The sequence below is a fragment of the Pseudoalteromonas sp. GW168-MNA-CIBAN-0100 genome (assembly GCF_040309225.1).
Taxonomy (GTDB): Bacteria; Pseudomonadota; Gammaproteobacteria; order Enterobacterales; family Alteromonadaceae; genus Pseudoalteromonas; species Pseudoalteromonas arctica.
Map to the genome: position 1 here is coordinate 26307 of NZ_JBEOOL010000033.1, position 21372 is coordinate 47678.

The following is a 21372-nucleotide window of genomic DNA, read 5'->3' on the forward strand; positions in this document are numbered from 1 at the left end:
CTAGCGAGCCAGCACTAAACGTAGATGATTTAAACTTCCTTCCTGTAAAGATTGTGGCATAGGGACTTTTATGACACTGGTGCTATGAGGAGCAAAAAAAACATCGTATCCGTTTGCTTTTAATTGATCTTTTAAAATTCGATCGCTCAGGGTTTTATTTTTAGTGATTTTTATTTCATAATCACTTAATCGTCCTGCCCCTTTTCCTTCATTTAATACTTCAGTGACGATAAAGCCATCCTCAACATGAGGTTCTTTTATAGTCAGTTTAGGAACTAATCGAGGTTGATCCAAATGAACAATTAAATTTACATTTAACAGCATCGTAAGTTGTGACTGTTTATTTATAGACTGCTTTGCAATGGGCTGCTCAATCAAACTAACTTGATAGCTTTTATCTGTACTAGGAAGTTTTTTATCTAACCATCTAAATTGCAACTGCTGGCTTTGCCCTGGTTGCAAAAATAGCGATGGAGGAAAAACCCACAATGGAGAGTCATCTAAAGAAATTAATTTAGGCGTGCCTTGAGAAAAGTCAATTTCGTAAATTTGTATATCAAAAGCAATGTCTCTTGGTAACTGATTGTGAACCAAGCTAGAAGCGTTACTTGAACGACTATCAGGGGAGAAAGTAACCACCATAGGCGTTACTTCTACAGCAAAGGTCGGTGCAATTACAATTACATATATAAGAAAGTAACTGCATATCCGCAGCATTAAAAATTGACCTCTAGATCACTACTAGCTGCATTAAACTTTGTTGGAATTTTTATTGAGACCTCACGGCTAGATTTTGGTAATAAAATTTTTCCAGTCAATGCTTTACTCAATTCGGTCCCTTCTAATAATAGCTCTTGATCATCGCCTTTAATAAGCCACTGTGCCTGCGATAAGCGAATATATTTATTGCCTGTATTTTCCAGAAGCACATTCCATGTTTCTGTATCTACTTGGCGTTTATTTTTAATTAATAATTTTGCCTCAGCACCTTTAGGCACCACATTAAACAAAGTTCTAAAGCTAACTGACATACCAACGCCTGATTGCCCCGCTTTCTCTAAATCAACAGATACCTGATCAATAGCTATTCGGTATGCTTTTGAGTTTTCTAACATTGGTTCGCCAATATATCGAACAATTACCGACTGACTTTTCCCGGACGGAATAATTGTAGTCATGGGAATAATTAAAAAGTCTTCTTCATTCGCTTTTAATGTTTCATCACCGTTGGAAGCTATTAGTAAATCAAAAGCTGATATCTCAATAGTTAAAGAACTATCTGAAGGGTTAGATATACGAATTGTTTGTTGTGATTGGCTACCTGATGATTCAAGCTCTGCGACCATTGGTTTAACTTGAAAAGCCAGTGTAGAATAAGAGCTGAGTAAAAGTATCATTAAAAAGATATAACGCATATAGAGTCCCTCCTGCTAAATTAAAAGGCAGTAATTACTGCCTTTTATTATGCTAATTAGTTAGCTGTTATTGCCAACATCAGCGTATCTGCATAAGTACCGGCATAAACAGGCTCTTGAGTCACAGTTAATAAAATATTACCTGTGACTCCTCCTGCAGCAAGCGTTGACGAACCAGGCTGACTTTGCGATTCTGTCTGATCATTTTGACCATTTTCAGCTGAAAGTGTAAAATTAAATGCGTCTGCAGTTAACATTGCTGTGTAGCCAACACCTTGATTTTCTTGATCAGCATTCTGTAAATGCCCTTCAGATGTCGTTAATGACATAGTAGCACCATCGGCATCGTTACATTGCAAATCAAAGCCTACGTTTTTAGTCGCACCATTTGTTAATGTTTGGAAGAATTGTGTTGTGTTAATATTACTCACTGCACAAACCGATGACACTGCACCACCAACATTAAGGTTTTCAGCAAATGCTGCGCCAGATGTTAGAGTTGCAATTGCTGATAACACGATTAACTTTTTCATTTTAATATTCCTTATCCATGTGACATATTTGTTTATATTTTATAGTTAGTGTTTACCAAACTCCACCAGATACAACCGATGGTGTCATTTCTATGCGAAGCACATCCTGGTAGCTTCCGGCATAAATTAAAGGCTCATCTAGTTTTAACTGTAATTTAGCTACACTGTTAAATAAAATCTTATCAACATCAAAATTGTACATAGATTTGAGCTCAAGTGCTGTTGCGGAAACGTCGCTTGAAACGCCCTCTATTGACCAATTAATATTATAAGCATTTATTTGAGTACTTTGCTGGTGGCGCAGGCCACCATTTTCAGATTGCATTGATACTCGCATAGGTGAATTACAATTAATCACTAGCTTTGTACTCGCAAGGCCATCTGAAGAAAACTGAAGGTTGTTATTTTGAGTAGTAAAGCCGCACACTGGTGAAATATGACCTACCAGAGTTAAACTTACTTCATCATTACTGAATGCATTCATTGCAAAGCAACATAATAAAAACCAAGTTAGCTTCTTCATCAGCGCCATTTCCTTTGAACAACCTAGCTAAGACAGGAGTAATCTTATGATAAAAACACCGTTTAGAAAGTTTCTATTTGCTTATATCTAGCTTTACTTATTAATAATTTCGACTATGCAACACTATAAAATATAAACATTTAAACTAAATAACTTATGTAAAACACTTATAATTAAATGTTAACAAATCTATATGGTAGTAAATGCAATACTTACGGCTTGTAAGTTACATTAAGACGTTATAAACAAGAATCACCAATCGTATGCTTTATATCCAACCCCAGTACTAAACATTTTTAAACACAAACATTCGCACCTGATTAATTTAAAAAACAAAATAATATTGACTAAAAATTAAATAAAAACTTTAAACCATTCTGTTTATTAGATAAATACTCGTTATGCACTTATACTAATAAAGAAATCAACATGTAAATAACAAATAGGAACAACATATGAAAAAGCTATCTGTAGCAGTGGCTGTATGTGCAGTTTTAGCATCTAGCTATGCTAGTGCTGAGGTAAGAATTAATGGTTTTGCATCAATTGTCGGTGGTAAAAGTCTGGAAGATGATCGCGGCCGCTATGGCTATGATGATGACATTTCGTTTAAAAATGAAAGTGTGTTTGCACTGCAGTTATCTACTGACTTACAAGAAAAATTAAGTGCGACAGCACAAATTGTAGCTCGTGGTAATAATGATTTTGATGCAGAATTTGAGTGGGCTTACTTAACTTATGAATTTAATGATGAGTTTCAATTAAGCGCTGGTAAAATGCGAGTGCCTTTTTACCGTTATTCTGACTTTATTGATGTAGGTTATGCATACCGTTGGGTGCGTCCACCAGAGTCAGTATACAGCATCCCTTTTTCTACTTACGAAGGGTTAAGCTTACTTTATAATTCGCAACTTGGTGACTGGGATTCTACAGTACAAGTCATTTATGGTAGCTTCGATGGTGAAATTGAAGCCGTCACTTACCATGATAAAGCTGAATTAACTGATATCGCCGGTATCAATTGGACGCTATCTTATGACTGGTTTAGTGCACGTGCTGCTTATTTAATCGCAGACACATCAATAGCACTTGGTCAGAATGATACTGACGATATAGTTGGTGCTCAAATAAATGAACTTGAAAACGTATTGCGTCAAAGCGGGTTAACAGCACAAGCAGATGATCTTGATATTAATGAAGACGACGGTACGTTTATTGGCATTGGTTTTTCAATTGATTATAACAATGTGTTATTTGATGCCGAGTATACTCAATTTGAAGTTGACAATAGCCTTTTAGCTAAACAGACTCAGTATTATGCTTCTGTTGGTTACAGAATGGATGACGTAATTGTACACTTCACTTATGAAGATAATGACGATGAGCATGACTCCTCTCGTTACAATCAAATCCAAGCTATCCCTTCACTAAATAGTGCTCTAAACAGCGCATTAGATGGAGTTAAATCACAAAGTAATGTGTATACAATTGGTACGCGTTATGATTTTCATCCTTCCGCTGCTTTCAAGATCGACTTTAGTCGTTTTGAAGATGACATAACTGATACAGAGACGGATGTTGTAGCTGTTGGTGTAGATCTTGTCTTTTAATTGGAGCTTATGATGAAAAAATTAATTTTAGTAAGTGCACTTTCATTGTGCTCAATTAATGTATTTGCAGAAGTTGCTGTGATTATTAATCCAAGCAATGCTAGCTCTGTAGATGCTGACACAATAAAAAAGATTTATCTGGGAAAAAGTAAGTCATTTAGTAATGGCGATAAAGTTAATCCTATAAATCAAGACGGTACATCTGTAGCTGATGAATTTAACGACAAAGTAGTGGGTAAGTCTAGCAGTCAGTTAAATGCATATTGGTCAAAGCTTGTATTTACAGGTAAAGGTACCCCGCCTGAAAAACTAACATCTGACCAAGCTGTTATTGATTTTGTTGCAGCTAATGGAAATGCAATTGGCTATGTTGATAGCGCTAAAGTGACCGATAAAGTAAAAGTTATTGCGACCTTTTAGCAGTGAAATTGATATAAAAAACCACCCAGAGGTTAATACAGATAGGTTGAGAAATATTTAACTAATCGATAAACCGGCCTTCGGGTTCCTTTATGAAGGCTTCTGAATTTATTCAGAGGCCTTTTTTTGCAACCCACTACAACACTTTCTCTAGCCAATAGCTACGCACCCAATTCAGAAGACTTCTGTCAACTGAGTGTTACGACGTGTGCAATTAATATTATTAACTTAATTCAGACTATGTTTATTGAGAACTCAGGGAGTATCCCTAAATAAATAGAGCAATAGTAAGCTAAAGTAGAGCATCACATATTACTAATAAAGCGGGAGTGGACATATACTAGGTATGTCAAACCAGATATCCAAACAAAAAAGCCAGTCAGCGGTTAACTAACTGGCATCAACCCTAGGGTAGATTTTTATACTGGCTCAGTACTAAGCTTTACTCGATTCTAAACTTAGCGGTTGCATCTAATAGGTTATCAGATAGGTAATGTAGGTTTTTGGCTACGTCGCGTACAGCAAGTAGTGAGTCCATAGTATCTTCGAACGATACATGCATATTTGACACATTATCTACTACCATAGCTGCAACGGATGTTTGTTCTTCAGTTGCTGCTGCTATTTGCGAATTCATACCATTAATTTCTAACATTTGCTCTGCGATTTTCTCTATTGAAATACCTGTTTTTTCTGCGGCTGTAGCATTATCTGTTGCCATATCACGTGCTGAAGTCATAGCAGCTACAGATTCATTTGCGGCAGTCGTTAATGATCCCAATAGTTCACGTATTTCATTAGTAGAATGTGCAGTGCGAGAAGCCAGTTCACGAACCTCATCTGCCACTACAGCAAAGCCTCTTCCATGTTCACCTGCTCGTGCAGCTTCAATAGCAGCATTAAGAGCAAGTAAGTTTGTCTGATCTGCAATAGACGTAATTACATTCAAAATCTGCGATACATTTTTTGTATCGTCCGCAAGCTTATTAATAGTCCCTGCAGCTCGATTAATTTCATCACTGAGCGTACGAGAAGCGGTAACTGACATCTGTACTTGTGTACGACTTTGTTCAACTTCTTTCTCGGCCGTTTCAGCAGCGTGAGAAGCGTTAGCAGCAGATTCTGATATATCACCAACACTCTGCTTCATTTCTTCCATAGATTGCTTAACAATTTCAGCATCAGTGGTTTGCTTTGTTGTAGCACGCTCAGCTTGTTCCATACCTTGAACTAGTCGTGTTGAGTTTTCCATTAAAGGCTCACATACAGCAATAACTTCAAGAACTGTTTCTCTTAGTAAGGAAATAAATGCGTTAAAATTAATAGAGACTTGGCCAATTTCGTCTTCTGAGTTAACAGATAGCTGTGTGCTTAAAGAACCATTGCCGCTTGCTAATAAACTAAGGTTGTTAGCTGCATCACTCGCAGATGAACCTATATTCTTAGCAATCCAAATAGCCATAAACAATAATAAAATTAATGAAATAATGGATACAGCTAACATTAGAGTTAATGCTTCATCAGAGCGCGCTTTAGTGTTGGCAACCAGTTCAAAAAAACGATTATCCGCTTTTTGTTGAGCGCCTTTAAAACTTTCTAAAACAGATCCATATAAACTTGTTTTAAGCTGCGCTTGTTGCTGAATCTTACTAAAATCAGCAGTACCGTTAACCATACCTGTAGCAATACTTGAGGATATTTTTTCATAATCTGACAACTCATTAATAATATCGTTATTAATGTAGGAGTTATTAAGCTGCGTTATTAAGGTAATATTAGACTCTAAAGTTTGATATACCTCGTCTGCTTTAACGATAAGGTCTTGCTCACCAAACGTAACCGCTTGGGTATAAAGTTCATCAAGTTTTTCTAAAAGCCCTACGTTTTGCGACGTTATTTTTACAACTTTATACGATGAGTTACTCATTTCATCGAGAGAAACCTTATTATCATTCATAGCTAAATAGTTTATCAATACGATCACTATAAAAGCCACTACCGCAATGCATGTTATTGCATGTATTTTTTTTGTTATGCTTAGGTTTTGAAAAGAGAAGCCTGAAGCCATACTGTGCTACCTTATTTTATTGTCTATATTTATTATCGGCTTGATATCTATAAGTGTGAGCTAAATTTGTAATATTTCTAGTTTTTTCTAACAAATAGAAGGATTATTTAACAACAACCACACACTGTCCAAAAAACAATCACAATAAATTACAGATACAAAAAAACCAGTAACATCACTGCTACTGGTTTCTAAATTTGGTGCGGATGGGGGGACTTGAACCCCCATGCCCTAAAGCACCACCCCCTCAAGGTGGCGTGTCTACCAATTCCACCACATCCGCATTTTTTAAGCTTTCGCTTAATTGTTAAACATGTGATTTATTTGAGGACTATAAATCGTTTAACGATAGCTTTACGCTAAATTAGTTTGGTACGTCAGAGCTTTGCTCTTTAGTAGATGTTACTGGAACATCTTCTTCAACAGGAACTACTGTTTCTACTGCTGGAGCTGCTTCTAGGTTTTCCCATTCGTCAGTCTTTTTAATTTGACCAGCAGTTAGGTTTCCTAACACAATGCTTAATACAAAAAATACCGTTGCTAAGCTTGTGGTTGTTTTTGTCATAAAGTTACCTGCACCTGACGAACCAAAAACTGTGCCTGATGCACCAGCGCCAAATGAAGAACCCATATCTGCGCCTTTACCTTGTTGAATTAAAACCATTCCAACTAGAGCCAAAGCCACAACTAAATAAACTACTAATAAAATTTCGTACATCTTATACAGTCCCTTTTGCACTGTTACAGATTGCAGTAAAAGATTCTGCTTTTAGACTTGCGCCGCCAATTAAGCCGCCATCTATATCTGTTTGTGCAAATAATAATTCGCTATTTTTTTCATTAACGCTACCACCATATAAGATGGTAAGCCCTTGTGCTAAATTGCTATCAAGTGATGCAATTTTGTCACGGATAAATTTATGAACAGTTTGTGCCTGCTCTGGCGATGCAGTCTTACCTGTGCCTATGGCCCAAACGGGCTCGTATGCTATCACAGAATCTTTCAGTGCTGCTACACCTAATTTCTCTATTACTGCATCAATTTGTGCAGCAACTACTTGTTCGGTTTGACCGTTTTCTTGCTCACTTTCGCTCTCGCCTACACATAATATTGGTGTTAACCCAACTTGCTGTGCTCTAGCAAACTTTTCAGCGACTGTTGCATTACTTTCGTTATAAATACTGCGGCGTTCAGAATGACCAACGAGTACGTAAGTTGCACCTAAATCTTTTATAAGCTGCGCATCAACTTCACCAGTATATGCGCCAGGTGTATTTTCAGAAACAGTTTGAGCTCCTGTAGAAACACCGCTAGCTACCATTGCTGGTACAAGTGGGAATGGAGGAAATAAAACAATGTCCATCTCTTGTGATTTTACATCGTTAATAGCGTCAGACATTTGTTTAACTAACTCTAAAGAGCCATTCATTTTCCAGTTGCCTGCGACCATCGCCTTGCGTATTGCCATTATCCACTCCACATTAGAAAGCGGGCGAGATATTAACTTTTCTCGCCCAAAGTTACAAGAGATTATTGTTATTAATCAGTTTGTTTGCTCATAGATTCTACAACAGCTGCAATTTTTTGAGCGCTGTCTATTACAATCTTTTCTTGCTCGGCTTCAACCATAACACGAACCACAGGTTCAGTGCCTGACTTACGCAGTAAAACACGGCCTTTATCGCCTAAAGCAAGCTCTACTTCTGCTACAGCTGAAAGCACTTCTGGTGCTTTTGTCGGGTCAGTTCCAGCTGTATAACGCACGTTAATCATCTTCATTGGATACTTGGTAAAACCAGCGCCTAAGTCTTGCAATGTACGATTTTGTGCAACCATAGCAGCAAGTACTTGTAAGCTTGAAATAATACCATCACCCGTGCTAATTAAGTCTAGATTTAGTACATGGCCTGAGCTTTCACCGCCAATTTTCCAGCCTTTTTGCTGTAGTAATTCCATAACATAGCGATCCCCTACTTTGCTGCGAGCAAACTCGATACCTTTTGCTTTTAAAGCATTTTCAAGACCCATGTTAGACATAACAGTACCAACTACACCACCACCCAAATTATCATCTTGGGCTGCTTGGCAAGCAATAATATAAACCAGATCATCACCATCAAAAACACGGCCATTATGATCAACCATCATCACGCGGTCACCATCACCATCGTATGCAATACCTACGTCGGCTTTAAGTTCAAGCACTTTACGTTTAAGGGTATCTACGTGAGTAGCGCCACATTCATGGTTGATATTAACGCCGTTAGGCTCACACGCATGTGTTATTACTTCTGCACCAAGTTCACGCATAACAGAAGGTGCAATATGATAAGTAGCGCCATTTGCGCAATCGACAACAATTTTAAGACCTTCTAAAGACAGGCCTTGCGGGAATTGACTCTTACAAAACTCTATATAGCGGCCATCCGCACTGACTAAACGCGATGCTTTGCCTAATTTATCTGAAGCAACACATGTCATTTGCTCATCAAGCATCGCTTCAATTTCAAGTTCTACTGCATCATCAAGCTTTAAGCCTTGACCATTGAAAAACTTAATACCGTTATCGTAATACGGATTATGTGAGGCACTAATTACAATACCTGCTTCAGCACGAAATGTTTGCGCTAAATAAGCAACGGCCGGTGTCGGCATAGGACCCAATAATACAACATCAATACCAGCAGCAATTAAACCAGCCTCAAGTGCGGTTTCAAGCATATAGCCCGAAATACGCGTATCTTTACCAATAATTACTTTTTTAGTACCACTTTGCGATAATACACGCCCAGCAGCCCAGCCTAGCTTCATTGCAAATTCAGGGTTTATTGGAGCAGCGCCTACAAGTCCACGCACGCCATCGGTGCCAAAATATTTTCTTTCTTTCATTGTGAAATTCCTTGTTCGCAGGCTTGATATACACCAAGTACATCTGCGGTTTCTTTTACGTCATGTACACGAATAATTTTTGCGCCATTTTGCGCTGCGATTAACGCACCCGCTAAGCTGCCCGCTAACCGTTCATTTGTATTTCTGTTTAATAAATTACCTATCATCGATTTACGAGATAATCCGGCCAATAATGGCAAACCTAATTTATTAAAATCATCAAACTTAGCCAATATTTGATAGTTATGACTAAGCGTTTTTCCAAATCCAAAACCTGGGTCTAGAATAAGTCGTTCAAACTTAATCCCAGCTGTTTCACATGCTTTAATACGTTCACTAAAAAACATACTTATATCTGCAAACAAATTATCGTAATGAGGTGACGATTGCATGCTCCGGGGCTGCCCTTGCATATGCATTAAACAAATTGCTACATCTTCATACTGCGCAACCGTTTCTAAGGCGTCTATTTCTTGCAAAGCTCTAACATCATTGACTATATCTGCCCCTGCAAGTATTGCTTGTTCCATTACTTGCGCTTTACTAGTATCAATTGAAATAACGCAATCACTGCGCTGACGTATCGCTTTAATAGCGGGGATTACTCGAGCAAGTTCATCTTCTAAGCTAACATCTGGCGCCCCTGGGCGAGTAGATTCTCCCCCTATATCTAAAATTGTCGCACCGTCATCTAATAATTGCATTGCGCGTTTTAGCGCTATTTTAGGATCTAAAAACTGCCCACCATCAGAAAATGAATCCGGCGTTACATTTAATATTCCCATAATAACGGGCTTTTCAAGATTAAGCGTACGCCCTCTCGGAAGCTTTAATATGTTAGTCATTGCCAACCTTTATTCTTTTTCTAAATAGCTGATACAAAAAAGCCCCGAAGTTCGGGGCTTTCATTACTATTTTAACGATTATTCAGCTTTGTCATCAAGGTTTGTTTCATCTTTTTTTGATGAATCATCAGTCTTTTGATTTTCATCAGCAACTGGTTCTTGAGGTTCTTCCGCTTTTACCGGTTTAGCTTCATGACGGTCATGTGCATCACGCGGTTCACGTACTGGTTGGCGTGCCATTAAATCATCAATTTGTTTAGCATCAATAGTTTCGTATTTCATTAACGCATCTTTCATTGAGTGAAGAATATCAATGTTTTCTTTTAATATTTCTTCTGCTCTTTGATAGTTACGATCTGAAAGTAATCGAACCTCTGCATCAATTACTTTTGCCGTGTCGTCCGACATGCTAGATGAACGACTACCGCCACCACCCATATACATTTCGTTCTGATCTTCAGCGTAAAGTAACGGACCTAGTTTTTCACTTAAACCCCAATGTGTAACCATTTTACGCGCTATATCTGTAGCTCGTTCAATGTCATTACTTGCACCCGTTGTTACTTTATCTGCGCCGTAAATAAGCGCTTCAGCAATACGGCCACCATAAAGGCTAGAAATCATTGATTCTAAAAGCTCTTTTGAATGGCTAACACGATCTTGCTCAGGCAAGTACATTGTTACACCCAGCGCACGGCCACGTGGAATAATAGATACTTTATAAACTGGATCATGTTCTGGCACCATACGACCAACAATTGCATGGCCAGCTTCATGATACGCTGTCATTGCTTTTTCTTGCTCGCTCATCACCATGGTCTTGCGCTCTGCGCCCATCATGATTTTATCTTTAGCAGCGTCAAATTCAGCCATACTTACAACACGTTTATTACCACGCGCTGCATAAAGTGCAGCTTCGTTTACTAAGTTTGCTAAATCCGCGCCAGAGAAACCTGGAGTACCACGTGCTATAAGAGCAGCTTCTACGTTATCGCCTAATGGCACTTTACGCATGTGTACTTTAAGTATTTGCTCACGACCACGAATATCAGGTAAACCTACTTCAACTTGACGGTCAAAACGACCTGGACGAAGTAATGCAGGGTCTAATACATCTGGTCGGTTAGTTGCTGCGATAACGATAATACCTTCGTTACCACCAAAACCATCCATTTCTACTAGCATTTGGTTAAGTGTTTGCTCACGTTCATCGTTACCGCCGCCCATACCAGCACCACGTTTACGACCAACAGCGTCAATCTCATCTATAAAGATAATACAAGGCGCCGCTTTTTTAGCTTGCTCAAACATGTCACGTACACGTGACGCACCAACACCCACAAACATTTCAACAAAATCTGAACCAGAAATTGTAAAAAATGGCACTTTAGCTTCACCAGCAACAGCCTTCGCAAGTAACGTTTTACCGGTACCTGGAGGACCAACCATTAGTACACCTTTAGGAATACTACCGCCAAGTTTTTGAAACTTAGAAGGATCTCGTAAAAAGTCTACCAGCTCAGTAACATCTTCTTTCGCTTCATCACAACCTGCAACATCAGCAAACGTTGTTTTAATTTGATCTTCACTCATTAAGCGAGCTTTACTCTTACCAAATGACATAGCGCCTTTACCGCCGCCGCCTTGCATTTGACGCATGAAGAATATCCATACACCTATAAGCAGTATCATCGGGAACCAAGAGATAAATATACTTGCTAAGAATGATTGTTCTTCAGGTTGTACACCCTTCACATTTACATCATTTTTAAGTAAATCATTTATTAAGTCTTCATCGTACATTGGCATCGTTGTTTGAAAACGCTCACCACTGCTCTTAGTACCAGTAATATTTCCTGTACCGCGGTCGATAATAACTTCTTGTAAAGAGCCACTGCGGACATCTTTTACAAATTGAGTGTAACTTGTTTGACGATCAACTTGCTCGCCGCCATTAAAGCTCTGAAAGACTGACATCAGCACAACTGCAATCACCAGCCATAGTATTAAATTTTTCGCCATATCGCTCAAGGGGTTAACCTCTTGTATCCAATTAATTTAAATTCAACTAAACGCCAAGCAACTGTACTACAGTTTGTATCCAGTCGCTACTATATATACTTCCCGAGAACGGGCACGTGAGGCATCAGGTTTGCGTATTTTCACTGCTTTAAAACTATTACGTACATCTTGCAAGTATTGATCAAAGCCTTCTCCTTGGAAAACTTTAACAATAAATGCGCCATTTTTCTTTAGTACTTGACTACACATATCCAGCGCAAGTTCTACCAAATACATACTACCCGCTTGATCTACTGAGTTATTGCCACTCATATTTGGTGCCATGTCAGAGAGTACCACATCAACATTTTTACCATCAATACGTTTTAACAACGCATTTAATACAGCCTCCTCACGAAAGTCACCTTGTAAGAAGTCAACACCCGCAAGTGAATCCATCGGCAATATATCACACGCGATCACTTGGCCTTTGTCACCTACTTTTTCAGCCAAATATTGAGACCAACTTCCTGGAGCCGCCCCTAAATCAACAACTGTCATACCTGGACGAAGTATTTTATCTCTATTTTGTACTTCATCTAATTTAAAAACCGCTCGGGAACGCCAGCCTTTTTTTTGCGCTTCTTGAACATATTTATCATCAAAATGTTCTTTCAGCCATCGCTGTGAACTGGCTGACTGTTTTTTATTTGTCATAAATTAACACGCAACTAATTAGTAATATTCTCTAGATGGCGTTAGAATACCCTTAATTCAAGCCATATTCAGCAAAATTTGTATAAACATGACATTATCAAACAAACAAAAGCAGTTTTTAAAAGGTCAGGCACATAGCCTTAAGCCTGTAGTTTTACTAGGTTCTAACGGTTTAACCGAGGGCGTAGTAGTAGAAATTCAAAGTGCATTAGAAATTCACGAATTAATCAAAGTTAAAGTTCCAACTGACGATCGTGAAACAAAAGCATTAATTTTTGAAGCAATCGTACGTGAAACTGGTGCGACTAAGCTACAAACGATAGGTCACACTATTGTGCTTTATCGTCAAAGCGTTGAGAAAAAAATACATTTACCTCGTAACTAATTATTCCTGTTAAAGGATTTAGTGCGTTTAAATTGAAAAACCAGCTTAATGCTGGTTTTTTATTATTTAACGTTTTAAATCAAAAACTCATTTTATGATGGGTTACATCATATTCACTACCATTACTACTGGGCTTCTTATTCAATATAAAGTACTGAGTAAATTGTGTTTCACTCATTGCTGGCACTTTTTCATTCGAAAGTAGCTCGGCTAGTTGCGGTGTTGTATTACTGTGCCCAATAACAACAACTACACCTTTTAGTTTTAGTAACTCATTTTTCAAATCACTTAGCTCACCTGCGTTATACACATTTACGTCGGTATTCAAATATGCCTGCAAAGGGGCCGCTGTTTGTAACGTGCGTTTATAGTTGCTGCTGAAAATATGTATATTTTGATACTCTTTGAAAAAAGTAACTAAATTATTTGCACGTGCCTTTCCCACCTCTGAGAGCGCTGGATTTTTACCCGTTAACTTTTCGCTATGACGAAACAAATATATCTCATCAGGTGCTGCAAACACTAAACTACAATTAAATAACATGACTAAAAAAGTGATTGCTAATATTATTTTAATATTCATATTTTTTTACCTCGTTTGTATTCTAATAGCCTGTCGATAAATTCAGTCGTTAGCTCATTGATTACGCCGGTTTCAGCATTAACTATTAAGCTAAAACCAATATTTAAGTGAGGAAATACAACCACATCACTTCTATATCCTTGCACCCAGCCACTATGATAGTAAAGTGTTTCATCAGCATAGTTATAAACGCGCCAACCTAATCCGTAATAAGCTTCATTAAGGTGTTTTTTCCACACCCTGCGATGCATTTCTTTTTTTGTATGTGTATAAGGGCGTGTTTGTTTTGCTAGAGTATCCAATGACAAAACATCAGGATATTGGCCCAGCTGCGCTCTTAACCAAATAGCCATATCACTTGCGCTAGCGTTCACACCCGCTGCAGGTCCCACTTTATAATAATTTTTTTTAAGCTTAGCGCTATACCAGCGCTTTTTACCCCGCACATGAGGTAGAGCATAATTATTGTCATGCACCATTTGTTCAAAACCTAAGCTCGCATCACTCATTTTTAATGGCTCAAAAATAGCTTCTCGTAACCACTGTCCGTAACTTTTATCGGTGCTTTGTAATATCACATCGCCTATAAGACTAAACATAACGTTTTGATAGCCATAACATTCGCCGGGTTTGCAAATTGGTTTGACGCTAAGCAGCTTTTCAACAATACCTGGGTAATCCATACGAGATTCAATTAAATTGTCGTATGCATTAGGAACTAATCCACTTGAATGGCTCAAAAGATGAAACACCTTTAAATCATCTTGATAAACAGTCCCTTTAAAATCAGTTATGTATTCGCTAACAGGCTTATCTAATTCCAGTAGGCCGTTAGCAGCCAATTTAGCTGATAACGAGCCTGCAAATGTCTTCGAAACAGACGCGAGTCTAAACCGAGTATGCTTATTAACTTTTTGTCCATTTCGTGATTTAGTTACGCCCATGGTGTGGATGTAGTCTGAGTTGTTTATATTTACAATCGAAAGCGCTGCACCGGGTATACCTTTACTTTTTAATTTTTTTTGTGCGTAACGGCCGTACTTTTTTACAAATGCATCCCAATCAGGATCCGCTTTTGCTGCAAAACCCAAAGAACTAAACAGCAAACACAAAGCAGATAGGCAATACGATAAAGAGTTGAGATACTTCATTTTTTATAAAATTTATCTTTTTAACTACATCTGCGCAGATAATATCATGAAGTTTTGTTTGTACTAACGTACAATACGACGATTATTTGGTTTTAAGCGAGTGTTTAGTACTTATGCGTTTTTTAGTTGTGTCACTTTTTATTTTATTATCAACTGGTTGTGCTATTACAAAGCAGCCGGCCGAACCACTGGCTATGCCATTAAAGCCAACATTAAAAAGTCAGACCTATCAACTTGAGTACACTACAGAGCACTCATCTCCAAAAGTTAAATCGGTTCAACTTCCTGCACATAAAGTAGTTAGAAACCAAACAGTAAAAATCATTACCGATAAGGCAAGCGTAACCGATAAACTTCTATCGCAAATTAGCCAAGCACTGAACGATAAACAACTAAAAGTAACAACTAAAAATAACAGTGACTACACACTGACTATTCAGCAACTCGATTTAACTTTCACAGACGATACTAAGTACGCAATAAAGCAACCAGAGAAGCCATTTACTTTATATTCAAATGTTGCCCAGCAATACCCAACACAGCAGTGCGCTGCAATATTTGCACAAGTTAGTATGCGTCTCACGCACAAGTCATCGGGTGATGTTGTTTGGTTTGCTAAATCTTCAATCGACAGCGCAAGTTTTCATCGTGAACCACTAATTTACAATTTCACTGAAGAGCAAAAAATCACAAATGAGCTTGAGGTTGTCGCTTTTATTCATCAGCAAAACACTGACGTGGCCCGTATTGAAAGACTTGGCAAAGATATTCAAATCCCTCAGTACAAAACGTTGTCAAAACTATCTAGCCTTACCAAACTTAGCGGTCCATGTAACAGAACAGAAGTAAGTGCATTAACACCTATGATGCAGTTTTACTTGAGTAGTATATTAATCGATAAAATTAAAGTTCAGTAAATTAGGGTCTGTTGATCTTTACGGATTAAAATTGGTTCAAACTAGGGGCTATTTAATCGCGGCGCGAGATTTGTAACCTAGTGGGCTAAGTCAAAACCGAGTAACAAAGAGTAAATAGCCCCTAGGAAGAACCCTTTGGGCAGCGCCTGTTTGGCATTAATGCTACGTTATCGCCCATTTGTGGGGAATAGCCACACTGCATAGGCTCTGCCTTGCCTAAATACAAAACAGACTGCTTAAAATTTAACCTTGAAAGATCAACAGACCTAACACTTACTACATTTTTTTACAGATTAAAGGAACGAATTAACAATATACTACGCTTAATAACAAATAATAATTAGGCCCTAAGGGATGAGAAACGCTTTGCTTAACCATACTTTACTGAGCATAACACTGCTTTTTTGCTGCATTTTTAGCACGTCGAGTATGGCAAGTAACCGCTATTATGCAGATAATACGTTAGAGCCAACCCAAGGCTTTGCGTGGGATTGGAGTGCTGGTGCGGGCTTTTATATTGAAGATTCTTACCTTGTCGGCATTGAGTCTTACGATAAAGGCGTTGAGCTCGACTTAAGTCTTGCTGTTTCCTACGATAAATTTTACCTTGATTTCGATCACAATCAACTCAGTGGCGGCCTTGTAATAGGCTACAGTCTTATAGATAAATTTGATTGGGGCCTAGATATATTAGGCACAAATACTCAAGCTGGATTTGACGAAAAAGGCCTCGGATTCTATAACCATGGTGTTATAAAAGAACTCCAAGGTATAAAAAAACGTAATTACGACTTTGACGTCGGCCTTCGACTTTCTCGTCGATTTGAAAATTCTCAATTCTCTTTTGAATACCTTCATGATGTATCTGGCGCGCACAATGGCTGGGTTATAAACAGCTTTTTTAGTCACATTTTACCATGGCGAAACTGGGAGTTTAGATCTGGTGTTGGTTTAAGCGCCTACTCTGCTGACTTTACCAATTATTACTTTGGTATTGATAGCGATGAAGCCACCAGCCTTCGCCCGGTTTATAGCAGCAATGCCAGTACTAGTATTATTTTTGAGTTCCATGCTGAGTACCCAATAAGCCAAGATTGGGTGTTTTTATCCGGCTGGCTTACCACATGGTTTTCAAAAGAGATTGACGACAGTCCAATTATTTCCCAAGGATATCAACACAAAGCCAAGGTAGGCCTACGTTATGTATTTTAGATGGATCTGTGTATTACTGATCTTCCCCAGTACTTTTACTGTTAAAGCTCAGGAACCTCCTGAAGCACTTATAGCAGTTCCCGACACCTGCGTTGCATTGCGCGAAGGGCGAAATTGCTATGCTGACGTAACGCTAACGTGGGAGCAACCTATCATTGGTAATTACTGCCTACGTGACGCCACCTCAAAGTACATAATGCAATGTTGGCTCAAGCAACAGAGCGGTACCTTTAATTATGCATTTGATTCACAGCAAAGTATTTCATTTGAACTATTTGACAGCAATACCTCTAAAATAATTAGTATTGCCGAAGTAAAGCTTCAATGGGTATATCAAAACAGGCAAAAAAAGCGCCGCTGGCGACTATTTTAATACCAATCGCATTAAGGATATTTTCATGGATAACTATGGCACTATTTTACTCGTTGAAGACGATGTATCACTTGCTCAATGGGTTGCTGAATACTTAACAGAGCAAGGCTACACAACGCATGTTTGTCACAGAGGTGACGAAGTAATTAGCCAAGTCAAAACGTTAAATCCAAATATCGTGCTCCTTGATATTATGCTTCCAGGGCAAGATGGTATAAGCGTGTGTAGAGAACTTCGTAGTTTTTATAATTCGCCCATTATAATGCTCACCGCACGCGATGAAGAAATGGATGAGGTCATTGGTCTAGAAGTAGGTGCAAGCGACTACATAATGAAACCTGTACGCCCTCGTGCATTGCTAGCGCGTATAAAAGCAGCCCTTCGCCAAAATAATGAGCCAAATACTCCACACGTTAACGAGAGTGTTATTAATGTTGGTGCGCTTAGTATTGATACCGAATCTAGAAATGTAAAACTCAACGAGCAAGACGTAAACATATCAAGTGCTGAGTATTTACTGCTTCATTACCTTGCGAGCAATGCAGGCCAAGTGGTCTCGCGTGACGCTGTATTTAAAGCAACCAAAGGCAGAGAATACGATGGGCTTGATAGAAGTGTTGATGTACTTATTTCTGCACTTCGTAAAAAGTTTAATGATGATCCACAAAACCCTGAAAAAATTAAAACTATTTGGGGCCGTGGATATTTACTTGTTTCTACTGCGTGGTAATAAAGTGATGAATAAATAAATGAAAAAGTTTTATATATCGCTTTTAGGCAGTGCACTTTTATCTATTGTGGTATTGGGCTGGCTTATTGATGCTTTTAGTCAACAAGCGCATACCCCACAGGATGAATTTAGTCAGCAAAGTAAAATGATCATGGGTTTTAGCAAGCAGTTAGCTAACATACCCACATCTGAGCGCAGCGATTATGTAAAACAACTGGCGCTAGAGTTTGATGTTTTAATTGATTACAAACCTAATGAATCACTTGCTTTACCGCCTTCTTTATTATTACAAATGCACACGCCGGGTGGGCTGATTTTAGAAGATCAGCAAGGCTTTTATATGCTTTATAGCAGCGCTGTTTTAAATCCTTTTCACTTATCAATGCGTTTAGATAAAATTTTTGATAGCGAGCAACATAACGACATTATATTAACCTTACTCTTTTACGCAGGCTTATGTGTATTTATGGGGTTTATTATTGCGCCCTTAGCTAAACGATTAACCGTGTTAAATGAAGCCGCTAAAAAGTTTGCCTCTGGTAATGTTCAAGCCCGAATAAAAGTATCGCATTTTACTTACATAAAAGACGTAGAGCTTACCTTTAACCGCATGGCCAGCCAAATAGAGAAACTTGTCGCCGAAAACAAGCTAATGGCTTCAAGTTTATCTCATGATATACGCACCCCTATCGCGTGCCTGCGATTTGGTTTAGATGCGGCATTAGATAGCCATGATGAGCAAAAAGTAAAACAGTATTTAACCCGTATGGAAAATGATTTAGACCATATGGAATCGATGCTTAGTAGCTATTTAGCATTTGCTACTTTAGAGCAAAATGCTAATAAGCTGACCTATTCATCAACAAACATTAAGTCCTACCTTGAAGATATTTTAGTGCAACTTGCACCTAAGCTTGAAATGCAAATGCTCAACGTACAACTCAATAGTACCGATAAAATAATAAATGCAGATCTTCACTGGCTTGCTCGCGCAATTACTAATTTATTAACTAACGCATGTGATTTTGCAAGCCAACATATTTACTTAAGCGCAAAGTTACACGAGCAACAGCTTATAATAACGGTAGAAGATGACGGCCCGGGTATCGCTCGAGAAAATTTTAGTAATGTATTTAGCCCATTTTTTAGGGAAGAAGATCACCGTAACAGAGCTGATAAAAGTTACGGCCTTGGTCTAGCTATTGTTGAAAAAGTAGCCGACTGGCATCATGGCAGTGTTAAAGTAAGTAAAAGTACCCAGCTAGGTGGTGCGTGTTTTACTCTCACTATTGCACAGCATCATAATTCGTAAAGCAATAGTTACAGACTGTAATTAACAATTATTAAACAAAATCAACTCGTTATTTTAAACGACTCGATAACAACAATTAAAATCGATGGTTATAACACACACTTTACTTATTAAATTGTGCTAGATCAGCAAATAAGCACTTTTTATTTTTTAACATTTCCAGTAGATTGTCACCGCCGTCACACAATAGAGAAGTACAATAATATGAGCGCAGTTAGAGGCGAGTTCAGCTCTCGCTTTGGTTTTATTATGGCCGCCGCGGGTTCTGCCGTTGGTTTGGGCAATATTTGGGGATTCCCTACACAAACAGCAAGTAATGGCGGTGCTGCATTTTTAGTCGCATACTTAGTGCTTGCGTTCTTTTTAGCCTACCCCGCTTTAATGGCTGAACTTATGATTGGTCGTCATGGCCAAGCAAACGCGGTTTCATCACTTCAAAAAATATCTAATAAGCCATGGCAAAAACACTTTGCCTTTATCGTTGGTTTTGGCGGTATTTTATGTGCTGGCTTTATATTAAGTTTTTACGCGATTGTTGCCGGTTGGATGCTCAGCGCTACAGCTGAACCCATAGCTACTCTTGTCGGTGCCGACACAGCATCGACATGGCTAAGTGAGCAATCACTTACCCGAAACATTATATTCACTCTCGTCTTTATCGTACTAACTGTCGCTATTATCAGTAGAGGCGTTGAGAACGGTATTGAAAAATGGTCAAAACGTTTAATGCCCGCTCTTTTGGGGATTTTATTTGCACTTATTGCTTATGTAATGACCCAAGATGGCGCAATGGAAGGTTTAAAGGCTTACTTAGTTCCTGATTTTTCGTCTATTTTAGACGCAAAACTATTAGTTAGCGCACTAGGACAAGCTTTTTTCTCTTTATCGCTAGGTACTAGCGTAATGATTATTTACGGCTCGTACATTAGCAAAAAAGAAAATCTTGTTTCTTTAGGTGCCTATGTAACCCTTATTGATGTATTTATAGCCTTTGTAGCGGGTTTACTGATTATTCCGGCTATGTATGTAGCGCAAGCTCAAGGCGTTGAAATATTCTCGGCCTCAACAGGTAAATTACTCTCTGAAGATACGTTAGTATTTCAGGTACTCCCTGCTTTATTTGATGGAATGGGCGAAGTTGGCTTATTTGTGGGCTTTTCATTTTTTGCGTTAATGAGTATTGCCGCTTTAACGTCATCTATTTCAATGTTAGAGGCGCCAGTATCATACACTGTAGAGCGCTTTGGGATGAAACGCGTTCAGGCAACCTGGTTGATTGGAGCTTTAATTGCTATCGTTAGCATTATAATTGTGTGTAACCTTAGCAGCTTATTTGGCTTAGTGATTACTTTAACTACAAAAGTAGCTCAACCTTTGCTTGGCCTGATGTGTTGTATATTTGTAGGCTGGATTTGGTACAGAGGATCATTACTTAAAGCAATTAAAGAAGGTAATCCTGAGGTCCATAACACATTGTTTTGGAAAATATGGCCTTGGTATACCAAGTTTGTGTGTCCACTTGCTATTGGTATGGTATTTTTACACTCACTCTTGAGCTAAATAATACCTTAACCTTAAAATAGTCTTAAATTAAAATAGCCCACATTAGTTAACACCACTCGTTTAAGAACGAGTGGTGTTTTTTCGTTTATACCTAACTGGATATTTTTGTGTCTTTGCGAGCACC

At 38.4% G+C, this 21372-nt stretch carries 22 protein-coding genes and 1 tRNA gene; 9 read left to right on the forward strand and 14 right to left on the reverse strand.

The genetic code is table 11. The features are described 5' to 3' along the window. The 4 genes from AAEY62_RS17115 to AAEY62_RS17130 form a co-directional block, all read right to left on the reverse strand. Positions 1 to 642: a fimbrial biogenesis chaperone gene (locus AAEY62_RS17115; protein WP_148664645.1), complete on the reverse strand. Its 642-nt coding sequence runs from the start codon at positions 640 to 642 to the stop codon at positions 1 to 3. A gap of 74 nt (positions 643 to 716) precedes the next feature. Continuing rightward, positions 717 to 1415 carry a fimbrial biogenesis chaperone gene (locus AAEY62_RS17120; RefSeq protein WP_024590966.1) on the reverse strand — a complete coding sequence of 233 codons (699 nt, stop codon included), beginning with the start codon at positions 1413 to 1415 and terminating at the stop codon, positions 717 to 719. Between the two features lie 56 nt (positions 1416 to 1471). Beyond that, positions 1472 to 1948: a hypothetical protein gene (locus AAEY62_RS17125; protein ID WP_010553857.1), complete on the reverse strand. Its 477-nt coding sequence runs from the start codon at positions 1946 to 1948 to the stop codon at positions 1472 to 1474. 52 nt (positions 1949 to 2000) lie between these two features. Continuing rightward, on the reverse strand, positions 2001 to 2471 hold the full coding sequence (locus tag AAEY62_RS17130; protein WP_024590965.1) for a hypothetical protein: 471 nt from the start codon (positions 2469 to 2471) through the stop codon (positions 2001 to 2003). Between the two features lie 455 nt (positions 2472 to 2926). Here AAEY62_RS17130 and AAEY62_RS17135 point away from each other — a divergent pair, with 455 nt between their 5' ends. Together AAEY62_RS17135 and AAEY62_RS17140 are read left to right on the forward strand one after the other, a co-directional pair. Further along, the gene (locus tag AAEY62_RS17135) at positions 2927 to 4081 is read left to right on the forward strand and encodes a porin (RefSeq protein ID WP_350635482.1); all 1155 of its coding nucleotides are present in this window, start codon (positions 2927 to 2929) and stop codon (positions 4079 to 4081) included. Between the two features lie 12 nt (positions 4082 to 4093). Further along, entirely contained in the window at positions 4094 to 4501 is a 408-nt protein-coding gene (locus AAEY62_RS17140; RefSeq protein ID WP_024590963.1) for a type 2 periplasmic-binding domain-containing protein, read from the forward strand. 442 nt (positions 4502 to 4943) lie between these two features. Here the strand turns inward: AAEY62_RS17140 and AAEY62_RS17145 are convergent, their stop codons facing one another. From AAEY62_RS17145 to rlmE, 8 genes are all read right to left on the reverse strand, one after another. Then, positions 4944 to 6569: a methyl-accepting chemotaxis protein gene (locus AAEY62_RS17145; protein ID WP_024590962.1), complete on the reverse strand. Its 1626-nt coding sequence runs from the start codon at positions 6567 to 6569 to the stop codon at positions 4944 to 4946. Between the two features lie 198 nt (positions 6570 to 6767). Next, positions 6768 to 6852: transfer RNA gene (locus AAEY62_RS17150), tRNA-Leu, on the reverse strand. A gap of 81 nt (positions 6853 to 6933) precedes the next feature. After that, positions 6934 to 7287, reverse strand: a complete 354-nt coding sequence (secG, locus tag AAEY62_RS17155; RefSeq protein ID WP_002962769.1) for a preprotein translocase subunit SecG — start codon at positions 7285 to 7287, stop codon at positions 6934 to 6936. Between the two features lies 1 nt (position 7288). Beyond that, positions 7289 to 8038: a triose-phosphate isomerase gene (tpiA, locus tag AAEY62_RS17160; RefSeq protein ID WP_024590961.1), complete on the reverse strand. Its 750-nt coding sequence runs from the start codon at positions 8036 to 8038 to the stop codon at positions 7289 to 7291. Between the two features lie 71 nt (positions 8039 to 8109). Continuing rightward, positions 8110 to 9459, reverse strand: coding sequence for a phosphoglucosamine mutase (gene glmM, locus AAEY62_RS17165; protein WP_007586638.1), 1350 nt, complete (start codon positions 9457 to 9459; stop codon positions 8110 to 8112). Further along, positions 9456 to 10304, reverse strand: coding sequence for a dihydropteroate synthase (gene folP / locus AAEY62_RS17170; protein ID WP_350635484.1), 849 nt, complete (start codon positions 10302 to 10304; stop codon positions 9456 to 9458). The genes glmM and folP overlap by 4 nt, the downstream gene beginning before the upstream one ends. 78 nt (positions 10305 to 10382) lie before the next feature. Next, positions 10383 to 12326, reverse strand: a complete 1944-nt coding sequence (gene ftsH / locus AAEY62_RS17175) for an ATP-dependent zinc metalloprotease FtsH (protein ID WP_231609128.1) — start codon at positions 12324 to 12326, stop codon at positions 10383 to 10385. Positions 12327 to 12392: 66 nt separating this feature from the next. After that, complete coding sequence (gene rlmE, locus AAEY62_RS17180) at positions 12393 to 13022, reverse strand: 23S rRNA (uridine(2552)-2'-O)-methyltransferase RlmE (protein WP_007586629.1); 630 nt, start codon at positions 13020 to 13022, stop codon at positions 12393 to 12395. Positions 13023 to 13110: 88 nt separating this feature from the next. Here rlmE and yhbY point away from each other — a divergent pair, with 88 nt between their 5' ends. After that, entirely contained in the window at positions 13111 to 13407 is a 297-nt protein-coding gene (gene yhbY, locus AAEY62_RS17185; RefSeq protein WP_002963153.1) for a ribosome assembly RNA-binding protein YhbY, read from the forward strand. A gap of 79 nt (positions 13408 to 13486) precedes the next feature. Here the strand turns inward: yhbY and AAEY62_RS17190 are convergent, their stop codons facing one another. Then, positions 13487 to 13990 carry a SixA phosphatase family protein gene (locus AAEY62_RS17190; RefSeq protein ID WP_350603566.1) on the reverse strand — a complete coding sequence of 168 codons (504 nt, stop codon included), beginning with the start codon at positions 13988 to 13990 and terminating at the stop codon, positions 13487 to 13489. Then, positions 13987 to 15141: a serine hydrolase domain-containing protein gene (locus AAEY62_RS17195; RefSeq protein WP_350635486.1), complete on the reverse strand. Its 1155-nt coding sequence runs from the start codon at positions 15139 to 15141 to the stop codon at positions 13987 to 13989. The genes AAEY62_RS17190 and AAEY62_RS17195 overlap by 4 nt, the downstream gene beginning before the upstream one ends. A gap of 113 nt (positions 15142 to 15254) precedes the next feature. Here AAEY62_RS17195 and AAEY62_RS17200 point away from each other — a divergent pair, with 113 nt between their 5' ends. From AAEY62_RS17200 to AAEY62_RS17225, 6 genes are all read left to right on the forward strand, one after another. Beyond that, on the forward strand, positions 15255 to 16058 hold the full coding sequence (locus AAEY62_RS17200; RefSeq protein ID WP_024590956.1) for a hypothetical protein: 804 nt from the start codon (positions 15255 to 15257) through the stop codon (positions 16056 to 16058). A gap of 354 nt (positions 16059 to 16412) precedes the next feature. Next, positions 16413 to 17270: a MipA/OmpV family protein gene (locus AAEY62_RS17205; protein WP_024590955.1), complete on the forward strand. Its 858-nt coding sequence runs from the start codon at positions 16413 to 16415 to the stop codon at positions 17268 to 17270. After that, the gene (locus AAEY62_RS17210) at positions 17260 to 17643 is read left to right on the forward strand and encodes a DUF3019 domain-containing protein (RefSeq protein WP_007586617.1); all 384 of its coding nucleotides are present in this window, start codon (positions 17260 to 17262) and stop codon (positions 17641 to 17643) included. The genes AAEY62_RS17205 and AAEY62_RS17210 overlap by 11 nt, the downstream gene beginning before the upstream one ends. Positions 17644 to 17668: 25 nt before the next feature. After that, the gene (locus AAEY62_RS17215; protein WP_010553868.1) at positions 17669 to 18373 is read left to right on the forward strand and encodes a response regulator; all 705 of its coding nucleotides are present in this window, start codon (positions 17669 to 17671) and stop codon (positions 18371 to 18373) included. A 19-nt stretch (positions 18374 to 18392) separates the two neighbouring features. Then, a complete protein-coding gene (locus AAEY62_RS17220; protein WP_007586613.1) occupies positions 18393 to 19685 on the forward strand; it encodes a sensor histidine kinase in 1293 nt (430 codons plus the stop codon). Positions 19686 to 19889: 204 nt separating this feature from the next. Then, on the forward strand, positions 19890 to 21245 hold the full coding sequence (locus AAEY62_RS17225) for a sodium-dependent transporter (protein WP_024590953.1): 1356 nt from the start codon (positions 19890 to 19892) through the stop codon (positions 21243 to 21245). The last annotated feature ends 127 nt before the right edge of the window (positions 21246 to 21372 follow it).

What these genes read in the sequence shown, in the direction of transcription:
- AAEY62_RS17215 (WP_010553868.1), top strand. Translation starts at nt 17,669, where the DNA reads ATGGATAACTATGGCACTATTTTACTCGTTGAAGACGATGTATCACTT.
- AAEY62_RS17135 (WP_350635482.1), top strand. Translation starts at nt 2,927, where the DNA reads ATGAAAAAGCTATCTGTAGCAGTGGCTGTATGTGCAGTTTTAGCATCT.
- AAEY62_RS17200 (WP_024590956.1), top strand. Translation starts at nt 15,255, where the DNA reads ATGCGTTTTTTAGTTGTGTCACTTTTTATTTTATTATCAACTGGTTGT.
- AAEY62_RS17195 (WP_350635486.1), bottom strand. Translation starts at nt 15,141, where the DNA reads ATGAAGTATCTCAACTCTTTATCGTATTGCCTATCTGCTTTGTGTTTG.
- AAEY62_RS17210 (WP_007586617.1), top strand. Translation starts at nt 17,260, where the DNA reads ATGTATTTTAGATGGATCTGTGTATTACTGATCTTCCCCAGTACTTTT.
- AAEY62_RS17130 (WP_024590965.1), bottom strand. Translation starts at nt 2,471, where the DNA reads ATGAAGAAGCTAACTTGGTTTTTATTATGTTGCTTTGCAATGAATGCA.
- AAEY62_RS17205 (WP_024590955.1), top strand. Translation starts at nt 16,413, where the DNA reads ATGAGAAACGCTTTGCTTAACCATACTTTACTGAGCATAACACTGCTT.
- AAEY62_RS17220 (WP_007586613.1), top strand. Translation starts at nt 18,393, where the DNA reads ATGAAAAAGTTTTATATATCGCTTTTAGGCAGTGCACTTTTATCTATT.
- yhbY (WP_002963153.1), top strand. Translation starts at nt 13,111, where the DNA reads ATGACATTATCAAACAAACAAAAGCAGTTTTTAAAAGGTCAGGCACAT.
- AAEY62_RS17145 (WP_024590962.1), bottom strand. Translation starts at nt 6,569, where the DNA reads ATGGCTTCAGGCTTCTCTTTTCAAAACCTAAGCATAACAAAAAAAATA.
- tpiA (WP_024590961.1), bottom strand. Translation starts at nt 8,038, where the DNA reads ATGGCAATACGCAAGGCGATGGTCGCAGGCAACTGGAAAATGAATGGC.
- AAEY62_RS17115 (WP_148664645.1), bottom strand. Translation starts at nt 642, where the DNA reads ATGGTGGTTACTTTCTCCCCTGATAGTCGTTCAAGTAACGCTTCTAGC.
- AAEY62_RS17125 (WP_010553857.1), bottom strand. Translation starts at nt 1,948, where the DNA reads ATGAAAAAGTTAATCGTGTTATCAGCAATTGCAACTCTAACATCTGGC.
- AAEY62_RS17140 (WP_024590963.1), top strand. Translation starts at nt 4,094, where the DNA reads ATGAAAAAATTAATTTTAGTAAGTGCACTTTCATTGTGCTCAATTAAT.
- folP (WP_350635484.1), bottom strand. Translation starts at nt 10,304, where the DNA reads ATGACTAACATATTAAAGCTTCCGAGAGGGCGTACGCTTAATCTTGAA.
- AAEY62_RS17190 (WP_350603566.1), bottom strand. Translation starts at nt 13,990, where the DNA reads ATGAATATTAAAATAATATTAGCAATCACTTTTTTAGTCATGTTATTT.
- secG (WP_002962769.1), bottom strand. Translation starts at nt 7,287, where the DNA reads ATGTACGAAATTTTATTAGTAGTTTATTTAGTTGTGGCTTTGGCTCTA.
- ftsH (WP_231609128.1), bottom strand. Translation starts at nt 12,326, where the DNA reads ATGGCGAAAAATTTAATACTATGGCTGGTGATTGCAGTTGTGCTGATG.
- AAEY62_RS17120 (WP_024590966.1), bottom strand. Translation starts at nt 1,415, where the DNA reads ATGCGTTATATCTTTTTAATGATACTTTTACTCAGCTCTTATTCTACA.
- AAEY62_RS17225 (WP_024590953.1), top strand. Translation starts at nt 19,890, where the DNA reads ATGAGCGCAGTTAGAGGCGAGTTCAGCTCTCGCTTTGGTTTTATTATG.
- glmM (WP_007586638.1), bottom strand. Translation starts at nt 9,459, where the DNA reads ATGAAAGAAAGAAAATATTTTGGCACCGATGGCGTGCGTGGACTTGTA.
- rlmE (WP_007586629.1), bottom strand. Translation starts at nt 13,022, where the DNA reads ATGACAAATAAAAAACAGTCAGCCAGTTCACAGCGATGGCTGAAAGAA.